Annotated in this window: 15 protein-coding genes; 8 read left to right on the forward strand and 7 right to left on the reverse strand. The window is 58.6% G+C overall.

Annotated elements, in window-relative coordinates; genetic code table 11:
- Position 1 precedes the first annotated feature (1 nt).
- Both H8F21_RS09735 and H8F21_RS09740 read right to left on the reverse strand, forming a co-directional pair.
- Complete coding sequence (locus H8F21_RS09735) at positions 2-724, reverse strand: glycerophosphodiester phosphodiesterase (RefSeq protein WP_203584275.1); 723 nt, start codon at positions 722-724, stop codon at positions 2-4.
- 27 nt (positions 725-751) lie between these two features.
- On the reverse strand, positions 752-1,339 hold the full coding sequence (locus H8F21_RS09740; protein WP_203584276.1) for a PilZ domain-containing protein: 588 nt from the start codon (positions 1,337-1,339) through the stop codon (positions 752-754).
- 94 nt (positions 1,340-1,433) lie between these two features.
- Between H8F21_RS09740 and H8F21_RS09745 the strand changes: the two genes are divergently transcribed.
- The 3 genes from H8F21_RS09745 to H8F21_RS09755 all read left to right on the forward strand — a co-directional run bounded on the left by H8F21_RS09745 (position 1,434) and on the right by H8F21_RS09755 (position 4,692).
- Positions 1,434-2,684, forward strand: a complete 1,251-nt coding sequence (locus H8F21_RS09745; protein ID WP_203476694.1) for a lipoprotein-releasing ABC transporter permease subunit — start codon at positions 1,434-1,436, stop codon at positions 2,682-2,684.
- Between the two features lie 7 nt (positions 2,685-2,691).
- Positions 2,692-3,375 (forward strand): lipoprotein-releasing ABC transporter ATP-binding protein LolD, encoded by a 684-nt coding sequence (gene lolD / locus H8F21_RS09750; RefSeq protein ID WP_178084175.1) that lies wholly within the window; start codon positions 2,692-2,694, stop codon positions 3,373-3,375.
- Positions 3,376-3,447: 72 nt separating this feature from the next.
- Positions 3,448-4,692 carry a lipoprotein-releasing ABC transporter permease subunit gene (locus tag H8F21_RS09755; protein ID WP_203584277.1) on the forward strand — a complete coding sequence of 415 codons (1,245 nt, stop codon included), beginning with the start codon at positions 3,448-3,450 and terminating at the stop codon, positions 4,690-4,692.
- Positions 4,693-4,754: 62 nt separating this feature from the next.
- On the opposite strand, the gene H8F21_RS09760 is transcribed toward H8F21_RS09755, so the two are convergent.
- Together H8F21_RS09760 and H8F21_RS09765 are read right to left on the reverse strand one after the other, a co-directional pair.
- Positions 4,755-6,113, reverse strand: coding sequence for a heavy metal sensor histidine kinase (locus H8F21_RS09760; protein ID WP_203543207.1), 1,359 nt, complete (start codon positions 6,111-6,113; stop codon positions 4,755-4,757).
- On the reverse strand, positions 6,110-6,790 hold the full coding sequence (locus tag H8F21_RS09765; protein WP_203543136.1) for a heavy metal response regulator transcription factor: 681 nt from the start codon (positions 6,788-6,790) through the stop codon (positions 6,110-6,112). The genes H8F21_RS09760 and H8F21_RS09765 overlap by 4 nt, the downstream gene beginning before the upstream one ends.
- A 156-nt stretch (positions 6,791-6,946) precedes the next feature.
- On the opposite strand from H8F21_RS09765, the gene H8F21_RS09770 reads away from it, so the two are divergent.
- Positions 6,947-7,441 carry a cupredoxin domain-containing protein gene (locus tag H8F21_RS09770; RefSeq protein ID WP_203584278.1) on the forward strand — a complete coding sequence of 165 codons (495 nt, stop codon included), beginning with the start codon at positions 6,947-6,949 and terminating at the stop codon, positions 7,439-7,441.
- Positions 7,442-7,509: 68 nt separating this feature from the next.
- Positions 7,510-8,340, forward strand: a complete 831-nt coding sequence (queF, locus tag H8F21_RS09775) for an NADPH-dependent 7-cyano-7-deazaguanine reductase QueF (protein WP_203543138.1) — start codon at positions 7,510-7,512, stop codon at positions 8,338-8,340.
- A gap of 45 nt (positions 8,341-8,385) precedes the next feature.
- Here the strand turns inward: queF and H8F21_RS09780 are convergent, their stop codons facing one another.
- Both H8F21_RS09780 and H8F21_RS09785 read right to left on the reverse strand, forming a co-directional pair.
- The gene (locus H8F21_RS09780; RefSeq protein ID WP_136475333.1) at positions 8,386-8,649 is read right to left on the reverse strand and encodes a DUF4404 family protein; all 264 of its coding nucleotides are present in this window, start codon (positions 8,647-8,649) and stop codon (positions 8,386-8,388) included.
- A gap of 124 nt (positions 8,650-8,773) precedes the next feature.
- Positions 8,774-9,331, reverse strand: a complete 558-nt coding sequence (locus H8F21_RS09785) for a phosphonoacetaldehyde phosphonohydrolase-related protein (protein WP_203584279.1) — start codon at positions 9,329-9,331, stop codon at positions 8,774-8,776.
- A gap of 193 nt (positions 9,332-9,524) precedes the next feature.
- On the opposite strand from H8F21_RS09785, the gene H8F21_RS09790 reads away from it, so the two are divergent.
- The 3 genes from H8F21_RS09790 to rssC all read left to right on the forward strand — a co-directional run bounded on the left by H8F21_RS09790 (position 9,525) and on the right by rssC (position 12,287).
- On the forward strand, positions 9,525-10,232 hold the full coding sequence (locus H8F21_RS09790) for an MlaA family lipoprotein (RefSeq protein ID WP_136475335.1): 708 nt from the start codon (positions 9,525-9,527) through the stop codon (positions 10,230-10,232).
- Between the two features lie 391 nt (positions 10,233-10,623).
- Positions 10,624-11,808, forward strand: coding sequence for a two-component system response regulator RssB (gene rssB, locus H8F21_RS09795; RefSeq protein WP_203476937.1), 1,185 nt, complete (start codon positions 10,624-10,626; stop codon positions 11,806-11,808).
- Positions 11,805-12,287, forward strand: a complete 483-nt coding sequence (gene rssC, locus H8F21_RS09800) for an anti-sigma factor antagonist RssC (protein ID WP_136475336.1) — start codon at positions 11,805-11,807, stop codon at positions 12,285-12,287. Before rssB ends, rssC begins: the two co-directional genes overlap by 4 nt.
- 39 nt (positions 12,288-12,326) lie before the next feature.
- Here the strand turns inward: rssC and H8F21_RS09805 are convergent, their stop codons facing one another.
- Positions 12,327-14,231, reverse strand: a complete 1,905-nt coding sequence (locus H8F21_RS09805) for an alkaline phosphatase D family protein (RefSeq protein ID WP_203584280.1) — start codon at positions 14,229-14,231, stop codon at positions 12,327-12,329.
- Positions 14,232-14,240 lie beyond the last annotated feature (9 nt).

Consider the following 14,240-nt stretch of genomic DNA (forward strand, 5'->3'; position numbering starts at 1 on the left):
TTCAGCGATTCTCGAGGGTGGCGCTGGCCAAACCGGGAAAGTCTGTAATCAGGCTGTCTACGCCGAAGTCGGCGAGCCTGCGCATCAGCGCCGGCTCGTTGACTGTCCACACTGACACGTGCAAACCCTGGCGCTGGGCCTTGATCAGGCGCTCAGGGGTGCACAGTGTCCAGTTCAGTGCCAGTAAGTTGCAGCCATAATTCTGGGCGACCTTCAGAGGGTCGAGCCAGGCGTATTCGGCAACCAGTCCGCGCGAAATATCCGGGGTGAACTCCGCAGCTGCGCCCAGCACTTCCCGTGAGCTTGATGTGATGGTGACTTTATCGAGCAGGCCGAATTCTTGCGCCAGTTCGCGAATCGCCAGCACGGTGGTGACGGCGCGCGTGCGAGAAGCGCTCTTGACTTCAAGTTGCCAGTGCTCGAAGTCACACTTCTCGAACAGTTCTGCCAGGCGCGGGATAGGGCTTGCCGATACCCAGCCCGGGCCGCCTTTGCGTGCATCGTATGTGATCAGGTCGGCAGCCTGTTGCTCGAAAACTTTGCCACGTCGCCCGGTGGTACGCTTGAGCGTCGGGTCGTGAATCACCATCAGTTCATTGTCCGCTGAAAGGTGCAAATCCAGCTCGCAGCGGCGGACGCCGTGCTTGAGACATTGCTGGAAGCTGGTCAGGGTGTTTTCGGGGGCTTCGCCCTTGGCGCCACGGTGGCCATAAATCTGGGTCACGGTTGTTCCTTCAAAAAAAGGTAAGACTCAAGAAGCGCTAGAGGTGTTTTGGTCCAATGCCTGGCGTCGCTGTTGCGCCTGTCGCTGCAGGATATAGCGGGCCAGTAACTGTCGTTGGGCGTCGGTGATATCAACGAATTCGCTACCGATTTCGTATTGGCCGTCAGCTTGCTGGTCGCAGTGGGTGACCTTGCCGCGCAGCAGTAGGCCCAGGGCCTGGGGCATGAGGATCATCTTTACCGCGACCCGGGTGCCTGCGGTAATTGGCTGGGCCTGCTTGAATTCGATGCCGCCTTCGGACAGCACCACAGCTTGTGGCGCGCTGATCTGCCCCAGCAGTGTTTGTGCGACAACGGCGCTGAGCAGATCGATGCGTTTGTTCTGGGCTTTGAGAAAGGCCGCAAGGGTGCGGTCCTTGTCACTGAGCTGGCGCAGCAGGTGTTGGGACTCGAATTCACTCAGGTGCAGTTCGCTGAGCAGGTTGAAGAGTGGTGAATCATCTTGCAACAAGTCTGGGCCAAGGGCTTCGGCAGCACTCAGTGGGCTAATTTCCAGTGCGATCTGATCCTCGATACGGTAGTATTCGCGGCGATCTTCTTCATCTAATGTCGACATGGCGAACCCATGGTAGCGGCGGTGGTCTGAGTGTAAAGCCGCTATTCAAGCCCCGCCACAAGGACGTTCCTCTTTCCTCCGAACAAGCCCCGACATGTTCAGACCTCTTTTCGTATTTATCGGTACGCGTTACACACGTGCCAAGCGCCGCAACCACTTCGTCTCGTTCATTTCGCTGACCTCGATGATCGGCCTCGCCCTGGGCGTGGTTGTGATGATCGTGGTGTTGTCGGTCATGAACGGTTTCGATCACGAGATGCGCACCCGGGTGTTGGGCATGGTGCCCCATGCCACACTGGAAACCGGCCAGCCGATTAGCGACTGGCCTGCACTTGCCAATCAAGTAAAGCAGAACCCGCAGGTTGTAGCGGTAGCGCCCTTTACCCAGATGCAGGGTCTGCTGACCCATGAGGGCAAAGTGCAGAAGGTGCTGCTCAACGGCATTGATCCGGTCCAGGAGCGCCAGGTCTCGATCATCGATAACTTCATTCGTGAAGGTAAGCTCGACGCCCTGGCGCCGGGTGAGTTCGGCATCATGATCGGCGACAAGGCGGCAGCCAAGCTGGGCGCAGGCATCGGCGACAAGCTGACCTTCGTGGCCCCGGAAGTCACGGTGACGCCGGCCGGCATGTTCCCGCGCATGAAACGCTTTACCGTGGTCGGCATCTTTCATGTCGGCGCAGGCGAAATCGATGGCTATATGGGGCTGACCAACCTGTCGGACCTGTCGCGTCTGCATCGCTGGAAAGCGGACCAGGTGCAGGGCCTTCGCTTGAAGTTCGATGACCTGTTCCAGGCACCGCGTACAACCTGGGATATTGCCCAGAAGCTCGGCGACCGGGAGTTCTATGCCCGTGACTGGACCCGTACCCACGGCAACCTGTACCAGGCGATTCGCATGGAGAAGGCCATGATTGGCCTGCTGCTGTTGCTGATCGTGGCAGTGGCGGCGTTCAACATCATTTCCACCCTGGTGATGGTGGTCAATGACAAGAAGGGCGACATCGCCATTTTGCGTACCCTGGGTGCGACCCCGGGGCAGATCATGGCCATCTTCATGGTCCAGGGCACAGTGATCGGTGTGGTCGGTACCTTGATTGGAGGCGTGGTGGGTATTGCCGCTGCGCTGAATGTCAGTGCGGCGATATCCGGACTCGAAACCCTGATCGGACACAAGTTTCTCAATGCCGACGTCTATTTCATCGACTACCTGCCGTCCCAGGTGATGGCCGAGGACGTATGGATGGTCTGCGGTGCGGCATTGGTCCTGAGTTTCCTCGCCACCTTGTATCCGGCCTGGCGTGCGGCGCGCACCCAGCCTGCGGAGGCGCTACGTTATGAGTGAGTTGGGCATGAGTGATAAAGCAGTGCTGAGTTGCCGCAACCTGGGCAAGTCCTACGAGGAAGGCCCGGAGTCGGTACAGGTGTTGTCCGGCTTGCAATTGGAGTTGCAACCCGGCGAGCGGGTGGCCATCGTCGGCAGTTCAGGGTCGGGCAAAAGTACCTTGCTCAACCTCTTGGGTGGCCTCGATACCCCTACTGAAGGGAGCGTCTGGTTAGCCGGTGAAGAGCTGTCGGCCCTGGGTGAGCGTGCTCGTGGGCTGTTGCGCAACCGCGCACTGGGTTTTGTCTATCAGTTTCACCACTTGCTCCCGGAGTTCACCGCGCTGGAGAACGTGTGCATGCCATTGCTGATTGGCCGCACTGCCATTCCCGAAGCGCGCGAGCGCGCCGAGGCATTGCTCAAGCGTGTTGGTCTTGGCCATCGACTGAGCCACAAGCCTGCCGAGCTGTCGGGTGGTGAGCGCCAGCGCGTGGCGATTGCCCGGGCCCTGGTCAACCGCCCTGGCTTGGTGATGCTCGACGAGCCTACCGGCAACCTCGACCACCATACCGCCCAGGGTATCCAGGATCTGATGCAGGAGCTGAGCAGTTCATCGCAGACCGCCTTCCTGGTTGTAACCCATGACCTGAATCTGGCGCGGCAGATGGACCGAGTGTTGCGTCTGGAAGACGGACATCTGGTAGCGATCTGACCTGGCCGTGCAGAGCGCCCGCACAGGTTGTCGGGTGCTCTGTTCCTTTTCTTTACCTGGGTGCTTTCGTTCATGTTCAGACCCTTGTCTATTTTCATCGGCGCGCGCTACACCCGCGCCAAGCGCCGCAACCATTTCATCTCGTTCATTTCCATGACCTCGATGATCGGCCTGTCTTTGGGCGTGCTGGCGATGATCGTGGTGTTGTCGGTGATGAACGGCTTCCAGCGCGAAATGAGTGCGCGGATCCTTGGTATGGTTCCGCATGCAAGCATCCTGGGTGTGAAACCCCTGGATGACTGGCACGCGGCGGCGGACGCTGCCTTGAAAAATCCGCAAGTGATTGCCGCCGCGCCGTTGACCGAGATGGAAGGCATGCTGTCCTACAAGGGCGCGATGCAACCTATCCAGGTCAGTGGTATCGATCCGGCCGAGGAGGGCAAGGTCTCTATCGTCGGCCAGCACATTGTCCAAGGAAGCCTGCAGGCCCTGGAGCCGGGTGAGTATGGTGTGGTGATCGGTGAGATCAGTGCCCGACGTTTTCGCTTGAACGTGGGTGACAAGCTGACCCTGATTGTGCCCGAAGTGAGCAGTGCGCCGGGTGGCATCACCCCGCGCATGCAACGCCTTAACGTGGTCGGGGTGTTCAAGGTGGGTGCCGAGCTCGATGGCTCCACGGCTTACATTCACATGGCCGATGCCGCACAGATGCAACGCTGGCAGCCGGGGCAGGTGCAGGGTGTGCGCCTCAAGCTCAAGGATCTCTACAGCGCGCCGCAGGTATCCAAGGCCATTGCCGCAAGCCTGGGTGAGACCTACCGTGCCGATGACTGGTCGCATACTCAGGGCAGTCTGTTCAGTGCCATGAAAATGGAGAAGACCATGATTGGCCTTCTGTTGCTGATGATCATCGCCGTGGCCGCGTTCAACATCATTGCCACGTTGATCATGGTGGTCAACGACAAGGGTGCGGACATTGCCATCCTGCGCACCATTGGCGCGACCCCTGCGCAGATCATGGGCACTTTCATGGTCCAGGGTTCGTTGATCGGCGTTGTCGGCACTCTTATCGGTGGTGTGCTTGGGGTGATCGCTGCGCTTAATGTCAGTCAGATTGTCGGCTGGCTGGAGCGGGTCAGCGGACAGCACATTTTTACCTCCGACGTGTACTTCATCAGCAGCTTGCCATCGCAACTGCAATGGGGTGATGTGGCGCTGATTTGCAGCGCTGGTCTGATCATGAGCTTCCTTGCGACCTTGTACCCTGCCTACCGCGCCTCGCAGGTTGAGCCAGCGTACGCCTTGCGTTACGAGTAACAATCAGCGCCGCTCAAGCCTGCTCCACTACGCATTGGTGGGAGCGGGCGTGACCGGCGATTTCACACTGCTGGCAAGCTGATAACAAACCGCGTCCATCCCCCCACCGACTCTGCCCGAATGTTACCTCCATGGGCCTGTACGATCGAGCGGGTTATCGCCAGTCCCAAGCCTGCATGCTCACTACTGCCTTCGCGACGCGCTGGGTCGGCCCGATAAAAACGGTCGAACAAGCGCGGCAACAGTGACGGATCGATAGGTTCGCCCGTGTTGGCCACCTGCAACTGCACCTGATGGTCGTGCACCTGGATATTCACGCGGATTTCCCCTGCGGGCGGGGTAAAGCGCAGGGCGTTATCGAGCAGGTTGGACAGGGCCCGGCGCAACATGTGACGGTCGCCTTCCAGGCTTGCCATACCCTCGCGACTCAAGGTGACTCCAGCGTCTTCGGCCAGGGGTGCGTAGTATTCGATCAAGGCGTCGGCTTCATCATGCAGATCCAGATACTGACGACTCGGCATTAACAGGCCATGGTCAGCCTTGGCGAGGTAAAGCATGTCATTCACCAACTGCGCCATCCACTGCAGTTCCTCCAGATTGCTGTGCAAGGCTTCGCGATACTCTTCCAGGCCCCGTGGGCGCGTGAGGGTGACTTGGGTGTGGGTCAGCAGGTTCGACAGTGGCGTGCGCAGTTCATGCGCGATGTCGGCGGAGAAGGCCGACAGGCGCTGGAAGGCATTGTCCAGGCGCTCGAGCATGGCATTAACGGTTTGTGCCAGTTCTGCAAGTTCTACCGGCATCTGCTCCGCCGGCAGGCGTGTGGTCAACGAGCGTGCCGACACTTTTGACGCCACCTCACCCATCTGGCGCAAGGGGCGCAGGCCGCTGCGCGCCGCCCAGGCGCCGAGCAGCGCCGTAGCCAACGCCGAGAGGCCGACGGTGAGCCAGATCAGTTGCTGCATGCGCTGGAGAAAGTGTTGGTGATGGGTGATGTCGAGAAACAGCGTCAGTTGCGCTGACTGCGGGTCAGCATTGTTCAGATTGACGCACAGGCTGCGGTAATCGCTGCTTGGGCTGTGCACCGTGCTGACCCCGGGCACCCGTGGAGAGTCGGGAAGCTTTTCCTGGCTGTCGAACCAGACTTGGCCATCGCTGCCACGTACGCGCACGGCAAGGTCAGTCTGGTGGCTTAGTTCTGATTTCAGGGCAGGCAGGCGCAAGGCCAAGCTGGCAGGGTCGGCAACGCCCTCAAGCAACTGACGTAACACTGACAGGCGGCTTTCGAGTAACTGCTGGTCGAGCTCGATGAAGTGCCGTTCGCTGGCACGGCTGAACAACACACCGGCCGTCAACGATACTGCCGCGGTGCAAGCGGCGAACAGCAGGGCCAGCCGGCCACCCAGAGACAATTTACGCATCAGCCAACTCGCTCTTCCAGCACGTAGCCCATGCCGCGCACAGTATGGATAAGCTTGTGCTCATGACTGTCGTCGATCTTCAGGCGCAGTCGGCGAATGGCCACTTCAATCACGTTGGTATCGCTGTCAAAGTTCATGTCCCAGACCTGAGAGGCGATCAATGACTTGGGCAGCACCTCGCCCTGGCGGCGCAACATCAATTCCAGCAGGGCGAATTCCTTGGCGGTCAAGTCGATGCGCTGACCGCTGCGCTCAACTCGGCGGCGTATCAGGTCAAGGCGCAGGTCGGCGAGCCCAAGGGTGGTTTCTTGTGCGGGACTGCTGCCGCGGCGTAGCAGGCTGCGCACCCGCGCCAGCAGTTCCGAGAAGGCAAAAGGCTTGACCAGATAATCGTCGGCACCCAGCTCCAGACCGTGCACGCGGTCTTCCACAGCGTCACGTGCGGTAAGAAACAGGACGGGAACCTCATTGCCTGATGCACGCACCGCCTGAAGAATCTGCCAGCCGTTTCGGCCGGGCAGCATCACATCGAGAATCAACAGGTCATAGTCGCCAGTAAGGGCCAGGTGCTGGCCGGTATTGCCGTCGGCGGCAAGTTCTGTGGCAAAGCCTGCTTCACTGAGGCCTTGGCACAGATACTGGCCGGTTTTGGTCTGGTCTTCGACGATCAATAGTTTCATCGTGAGGCTCTTGGAGAAGGAGTGCCAAATGGTTATACCGTGCCTGGCAAAGTGGGTGGCCAAGCTGACAAAGTTGTAATCTTTCTGTCAGGTAGCTGCCAGCGCCGATTTTTTACAGTGAAGCCTGAATCGTCGCAACCCTGGAGTGGGCCTGACATGAAACACCTTTATTTTGCTGGCGCCTTGGCGCTGTTCAGCCTGCCTGCATTGGCATCGCCTGCGCCTTCGTTCGCTTTCGGCGCACCAGCGCTTGCCGCCAAGGCTGATCGCACTGTGGAAATTGTCATGGGCGATATGTACTACGAGCCGCGCAGCTTACAGGTCAAGCCTGGAGAAACGGTGCGCTTTGTGCTGATCAACAAGGGGGCAGTGGCGCACGAGTTCAGCCTTGGTGATGCAGTCATGCATGCCAAGCACCAGAAAGAAATGATCGCTATGCAGGGGCAGATGGATCATTCGTCCATGGGTCATGGCGGCATGCAGCATGGTGGTGGCATGAAGCATGAGGATCCAAACACGGTCATGGTCGATCCGGGCAAGCGGGGTGAACTGACCTGGACCTTTACCCAGGCAACCCCCATCGAGTTTGCCTGTAACGTGCCAGGCCACTACCAGGCCGGCATGGTTGGCAAGCTGACTATCGGTCAATAACCGCCGATTGCCCAACGCATGGCACAAACCCGATAAACTAGGCGTATTTCGTCCTTCAGGTTTGAGCCATGCACCCCGCCGCCGAACACTCCCCGCTGGGCAAGTCCAGCGAATACATCGCCACTTACACGCCATCGCTGCTGTTCCCTATTCCACGGGCAGCCAAATGGGCCGAGCTGGGCGTCACTGCCCAGACCCTGCCTTGGCAGGGAGTGGACTTCTGGAACTGCTTCGAGTTGTCCTGGTTGCTGCCCTCGGGCAAGCCGGTGGTGGCCATTGGCGAATTCGCCATTCCCGCCGACTCACCCAATATCATCGAGTCCAAGTCGTTCAAGCTCTACTTGAACTCGTTGAACCAGACCGTCTTCGAAACGCCGGAGGCCTTACAGGCGTGCCTGGCAAAAGACCTTTCGGCGGCCGCTGGCAAGCCGGTGTCCGTGCAGGTTCGTAGCTTGGCCGAAGTCGAAGGGCAGGGCGTGGTTGCTTTGCCTGGCCGGTGTATCGATGAGTTGGATGTCAGCATCACTAATTACGAGCAGCCGCAACCGGAATTGCTGCAATGTGACAGCAGCCGCATTGTCGAAGAAACCTTGCACAGTCACCTGCTCAAATCCAACTGCCCGGTTACCGGTCAGCCCGATTGGGGCAGCGTTACCGTTCATTACCGCGGTGCGGCGCTGGACCCTGCAAGCTTGCTGACCTACCTGATCAGCTTCCGTCAACACGCCGATTTCCATGAGCAGTGCGTTGAACGTATTTACCTGGACCTGAAGCGCTTGCTCAATCCAGAGTTCCTCACCGTTTATGCCCGGTATGTACGTCGTGGTGGCCTGGATATCAACCCGTACCGCAGTACCGAAGCCGTGACGCTGCCGAATTTGCGCTTGGTTCGCCAGTAACGAAAAAAGCCCCGTTTGATAACGGGGCTTTTTTTCGCAACGGGGTTAGATACCCATACTGTGCAGGCTTACGGCCAGGCGACGCAGGATGCCGGTCAGGCTGGGGTGATTGGCTTCAAATGTTTCGACTGCCAGATTGACACTGTCGACCAGGTCGTTGTCGGGACTGGCGGCTTCCAGCTCAAGCTTGGCCTCGATCTGGCGCATAAGCTCATGCAGGTGTTCGCGCTCTTCTTCTGAAAGCGGTGGGTTTTGCTCCAATTGCTCGCGCAGCTCGTTGAGTTGCTCTTGCAGTTCGCGGGCAGGCATGGGTGATCTCCCTCTATGAATAGGCTCAGTCATGGACCCCGGCAGTGGGTGAAAGGTCCATACCTTGGTTACTAGAGTAATCCACCAGGCGACGCTTTGCATGACCCTGATCAACAGCTCTGTGTCAGGGCTTTTCGCCCTTGATGCGGCGCTGGGCGATGTCGTTCAGGCAATCGCCAAGGGCTTCGAGGTGGCCGATCACCGAATGCACCCCCAGCGCGAACAATTGCAGCGTCGCCTTGCCACGCTCGCGCTCTTGCTCCTGCAGGCTCAACGCCTGCCATTTCAGGCTGTCTGCCCGGCACCGAGAGGTGCAGGTTGCCACGCCCACTGTCCACAGGCCCGCGTTGAGGCCCGATTGCAGCAACCGAGGATCGCCACTGACTAACACGCAGCCGTCGAGGCCAGGGGCTTTGAGCGACATCAAGGCGTGCCAGCAGGCATCGGGTGCTGGCCATGGCGTGGGTGCCTGGTACTGGGCCTTGAGCCATGATGGCAGGGGGGAGGACAACTGCAGGGCATCGGCTTCGGTCAGCTCGTCAATCCAGGCACAGGGGATATGCTGCTGCTTCAATCCGTCGAGGGTTTGCAGCGCGCCTGGCGTCAGTTGCACCGTAGTGCTGTCGACGAGGCAGTCGCGCAGACCGAAAAGCAATGCGTTAATTGCGGGAAAGTCTGACATGGCAACGTCCCTGTAAATAGCCTGCAGGCTACACTCGACGTGTTACACCTTGGCGACCAGGTACACAGTTGTTCACAAAATCGTGACCTCAATTGTGCCAAGCTGTTTATCAGTGGAAGACCCTTTATACTTGTTTCCTTTTTTAGCGCAGGGCTTATAACGTCCAGCGCAGTGACTGTCGAGGAGTAACTCTATGCGTAGGATCGGTACAGGTGTGATCGATCGGATGACCCGGGCCTGTGTCTGCGCCGGCCTGTTGCTGGCGCCATTGGGCGCAGCCCAGGCAGCTACTGAAGAAGACCCGTGGGAGAGCATCAACCGGCCGATCTTCACCTTCAACGATACCGTCGATACCTACGCCCTCAAGCCGCTGGCAAAAGGGTACCAGGCCGTCACTCCCCAGTTTCTGGAAGATGGTATCCACAACATGTTCCTCAACCTGGGTGATGTCACCAACCTGGCCAACAACGTGCTGCAGTTCAAACCTCACGCTGCTGGCGTCGACACCGCTCGCTTGATCATCAACACCACCTTCGGCTTGGCCGGTTTCTTCGATGTAGGCACCAAGATGGGCCTGCAACGCAATGATGAGGACTTTGGCCAGACCCTCGGTTACTGGGGCGTCTCCAGCGGGCCTTACGTGATGCTGCCGCTGCTTGGTCCAAGCACGGTTCGTGATGCGATCGGCAAGTACCCGGATACCTACACCGAACCTTACCGTTATGTTGATCATGTGCCGACCCGAAACACTGCCATCGCCGTCGATGTTGTCGATACCCGCGCAAGCTTGCTGTCGGCGGAAAAGCTGATCAGCGGTGACAAATACGTGTTTATTCGTAATGCCTACCTGCAAAACCGTGAGTTCAAGGTCAAGGACGGCGAAGTTGTAGACGATTTCTGATTCTGGGCCCGTTCATCGGCGCAGGGGAGCGAGCTTGCCTCGCGTTGCGATTCAGCTGAAAAATCGCAATTGCGGGCAAGACTGCTCCTACCAGTCCAGCCTTTTTCTCCTACAGCGGCTGTCCACAGACCTTCCAAGGCGTTGCAGCTTCAGGGGTTTTTATAACTCCCGGTAATTTACCCGGCAAAGAGCAACTGCGAGCATCGGCGTACCCTTGAAACCCCCGGCGGATGGGAGTACCGTCTGCGCCTTAGAGGGCACCTCTGCTAGTTGCCGGACAGCCTGTCTTGTCCTACAACTCATATAAGAGTGGCTAGAAGCGAATCCAGTACGTGTGCTCATGCCTTGTCGAGCCACCTACGCCAACCTAATTCTGGCGCCGTTTGCCCACATGCAGAATACCAGTGCAACGCTGCTGATAATCGATGACGACGACGTCGTACGTGCGAGTCTCGCCGCCTACCTTGAAGACAGTGGTTTCAGTGTCCTGCAAGCGTGTAACGGGCAGCAGGGCCTGCAGGTCTTCGAAAAGGAACAGCCTGATCTAGTGATCTGCGATCTGCGCATGCCGCAAATGGGCGGTTTGGAGCTGATTCGCCAGGTTACCGAGCGCGCACCTGAATTGCCGGTGATCGTTGTTTCCGGCGCCGGGGTGATGAACGACGCAGTGGAGGCGTTGCGCCTGGGTGCAGCCGACTACCTGATCAAGCCGCTCGAAGACCTCGCAGTACTGGAGCACTCGGTACGCCGTGCGCTGGATCGAGCTCGCCTGGTGCTGGAAAACCAGCGTTACCGGGAGAAGCTCGAAACCGCCAACCGTGAACTGGAGGCCAGCCTGCACCTGTTGCAGGAAGACCAGACCGCCGGGCGCCAGGTGCAGATGAATATGCTACCGGAAAGCCCGTGGGTGGCTGACGCGCTGTCATTCGAGCACCAGATCATTCCATCGTTGTACCTGTCGGGCGACTTTGTCGATTATTTCCGCGTCGATGAGCGCCGTATTGCGTTCTACCTGGCAGACGTTTCCGGTCACGGCGCTTCCTCGGCCTTCGTCACTGTATTGTTAAAATTCATGACTACCCGGCTATTGTTCGAATTCAAACGCAATTCCAGATTGCGCGACTTCAAACCGTCGGAAGTACTTGGGCACATCAACCGCGGCCTGATCAACTGCAAGCTGGGCAAGCACGTGACCATGGTCGGTGGTGTGATCGATGAAGATACCGGGCTGATGACCTACAGCATCGGCGGCCATTTGCCTTTGCCGGTGCTATACACCCCGGAGCAAAGTCGCTATCTGGAAGGTCGTGGATTGCCGGTCGGGTTGTTCGACGAGGCGACTTATCAGGATCATGTTCTGGAATTGCCCGCGACGTTCAGCTTGACCTTGCTCTCCGATGGCATTCTGGATCTTTTGCCTGGAAAGACGCTCAAAGATAAAGAGGCGGCCTTGCCTGAAATAATAAAGGCCGCGGGGGGCAGCTTGGATGGGCTGCGCCAACGATTCGGATTGGCTACGCTTGGGGAGATGCCGGATGATATCGCCCTATTGGTGTTGAGCAGGAACCTTCAATGAGTATGGGAAGAATCCAGTTCGCTGAACAGAGCGGCACGTTCGTTCTGAAGTTCGTCGGCGAAGTGCGCCTTACCTTGTGTTCGGCGCTGGATGCGACTATTGAAAAGATCTTCACGGCGCTGGATTTCTCGGCGATTGTCATTGATCTGACTGAAGCAGAAAGTATCGACAGCACCACCTTGGGCCTGCTGGCCAAGCTCTCGATCCTGTCGCGGCAGAAGGTCGGCCTACTGCCGACGGTGGTTACCACCAACCCGGACATCTCGCGGTTGCTGCAATCCATGGGCTTCGATCAGGTGTTCAACATCGTTGATCGGCCAATTCCCTGCCCGGAGTGCCTGACCGACCTGCCGTCGCAAGACCAGAGCGAAGACGTGGTGCGCTCCAAGGTGCTTGAGGCGCATAAAATCCTCATGGGGCTGAACGACTCCAATCGTGAAGCTTTCCACGACCTGGTCAACGCACTCGAGCGCACTTGATCTGCCCTGCAGGCGCTGCATGACGCCTGCTTCTACTGGTTAATCCGTTACCCTGGGTGGAAACTCGGTTGCTGTCGACCCATCGGCATTGAGTTGGAAAATCTGCTGGGGTTGACCCTGTTCATTGAAAAACACCTGGCCCAGGCCCGCGCTGTTCCACAGCCGTTCGCCCGCCTTGCTGTGGTTGGGTGTGCGCGGTATCACTTCCATCTGGCGGCGCTTGGTGAACCAGTTCAGAGGTGAATGCGGTGCATAGAGCCAGCGATTGAGACGGTCAAAAATGTCCAGAAGCCGCCGCGGAAACTCGTTCTTGATGCCACTGCTGGTGATCTGCCACAAGTGTGGGCTGCGCTGACGGTGGCGGATCAGCACTTCGTAGACGAACGAATAATGCACATCGCCCGATAGAATCACGTAGTGCCCTGGGGTTCGCGAGTGGCGGAAAATATTCAGAATGACTTGCGCCGAACCACGGTGGGCCATCCAGTTTTCAGCATCGACCAATAGCGGATAGCCCAACCAACTGAACACCCGCTGCACCGTCTCTATCAGTTTGACGCCGAAGATCGGAGCCGGGGAGACGATGATCGCCGAGGGATGATCGAGCAGCGCTTGCTGCAATTCACACAGGGCTTCCCAATCGAGCAGGCCCGATGGCTTCTTCAAGTTGCTTTCACTGCGCCAGCGCCGCGTGCGGGTATCGAGCACCAGCAAGGGTGGATTGCTCGGCAGCACGAATTGCCAGCCTTCAAAGCGCAACAGCTCATCGATAAGGCTATCTTGCAGCGGCGAATCCAGCTCCAGGTCCGTCTGGGCACTACTACTCAGCGCCTGGCATTTGCGCACCAGCTCACAGCAGCTGTCGGGATCATTGCCCCAGCCCTGGCACAGCAGGTAGGCAAGCAGAGCATTGCCGATGATGCGTTTGGAGAAGGGGTGGCCATAAGCGGTCTCCTCCCATTGTGCTGACAGGTTCCAGTCATCGGTGATGTCATGGTCGTCGAAGATCATCAGGCTGGGCAGGTGCGCCAATACCCTTGCCACACCGCCAAGTCCTGCGACAAAGTCTTCTATCAGTTGCTGCTCGGTCCGGTAGCGCACCTGGCGCTGCTCGGTAAGCCCGGGCGGCATTTGCGTGTCGATCACTGTCCAGGGCACCGGCGACCAGACCAGCAGGTACATGGCCATGACTTCGGCGAAGGTGACCAGGTGGTTATCGGCGTTACTGCTGGTAAAGATTGGTTTGCGGGTACCGCCGAAGAAACGCTCACGCAGGGTTTCGTTGCTTTCCAGCGCCGGCAGCAGGTCGGCGCGATGATAGTAGCTTGCCGGATGCCTGTAGAGCGCAGCGCTGGTTTCGACCACTGCGCCTTGCAGCTTTTCGTTGAACAGTCCCAGGCGTTCGATCAGGGCATGGATGGCCCGCAACATGGGGCCGGCGACGTCGTCGGCGTAGACCTGGTCGCCGTTCATCATCAGTAGCGCTGGGCGAGCGTTGGGGTCGGCACAGTCCATCAGCAAGCGATCAGCACACAGCAGGCCATCTGCAGCGGGAAAGTGAGGCTTGCGGCAAGACCCGTGAAGCAGTTGATCAATGCGCGAGCGCAGTACGAAATTGGGCTGGCTGGCACCCTTGTAAAGCAGGTGGGGCGCCCACTGTGCGATGCCTTGGCAGCCGTCGTCAGTGCTCAGGAGCAGGTCATAGTCGATTTGCACATCGTAGGGCAGGGCGCTGTCGAGATGGATATCGATCAGGTGCACGAACGCGTGCTGGCCGATGGCAATGACCTGGCACTCAAGGGTGGGTGTGATGTTCGCACAGCTCAATGACAAGCGAGGATTCAGTTCCTGCGAACCGACCAGCCAGAACACCATGCGGGTGGGTTCCAGGCGGCGTAGCAAAGGGCCAGCCAACACTGCTGGCAAGGGGGAGGGATCAGGCATCAACATCTC

Source organism: Pseudomonas arcuscaelestis (genome assembly GCF_016881005.1).
GTDB lineage: Bacteria > Pseudomonadota > Gammaproteobacteria > Pseudomonadales > Pseudomonadaceae > Aquipseudomonas > Aquipseudomonas arcuscaelestis.

What these genes read in the sequence shown, in the direction of transcription:
- lolD (WP_178084175.1), top strand. Translation starts at nt 2,692, where the DNA reads ATGAGTGATAAAGCAGTGCTGAGTTGCCGCAACCTGGGCAAGTCCTAC.
- H8F21_RS09755 (WP_203584277.1), top strand. Translation starts at nt 3,448, where the DNA reads ATGTTCAGACCCTTGTCTATTTTCATCGGCGCGCGCTACACCCGCGCC.
- H8F21_RS09745 (WP_203476694.1), top strand. Translation starts at nt 1,434, where the DNA reads ATGTTCAGACCTCTTTTCGTATTTATCGGTACGCGTTACACACGTGCC.
- rssC (WP_136475336.1), top strand. Translation starts at nt 11,805, where the DNA reads ATGAGTATGGGAAGAATCCAGTTCGCTGAACAGAGCGGCACGTTCGTT.
- H8F21_RS09805 (WP_203584280.1), bottom strand. Translation starts at nt 14,231, where the DNA reads ATGCCTGATCCCTCCCCCTTGCCAGCAGTGTTGGCTGGCCCTTTGCTA.
- H8F21_RS09740 (WP_203584276.1), bottom strand. Translation starts at nt 1,339, where the DNA reads ATGTCGACATTAGATGAAGAAGATCGCCGCGAATACTACCGTATCGAG.
- H8F21_RS09765 (WP_203543136.1), bottom strand. Translation starts at nt 6,790, where the DNA reads ATGAAACTATTGATCGTCGAAGACCAGACCAAAACCGGCCAGTATCTG.
- H8F21_RS09770 (WP_203584278.1), top strand. Translation starts at nt 6,947, where the DNA reads ATGAAACACCTTTATTTTGCTGGCGCCTTGGCGCTGTTCAGCCTGCCT.
- H8F21_RS09790 (WP_136475335.1), top strand. Translation starts at nt 9,525, where the DNA reads ATGCGTAGGATCGGTACAGGTGTGATCGATCGGATGACCCGGGCCTGT.
- H8F21_RS09780 (WP_136475333.1), bottom strand. Translation starts at nt 8,649, where the DNA reads ATGCCTGCCCGCGAACTGCAAGAGCAACTCAACGAGCTGCGCGAGCAA.
- queF (WP_203543138.1), top strand. Translation starts at nt 7,510, where the DNA reads ATGCACCCCGCCGCCGAACACTCCCCGCTGGGCAAGTCCAGCGAATAC.
- rssB (WP_203476937.1), top strand. Translation starts at nt 10,624, where the DNA reads ATGCAGAATACCAGTGCAACGCTGCTGATAATCGATGACGACGACGTC.
- H8F21_RS09785 (WP_203584279.1), bottom strand. Translation starts at nt 9,331, where the DNA reads ATGTCAGACTTTCCCGCAATTAACGCATTGCTTTTCGGTCTGCGCGAC.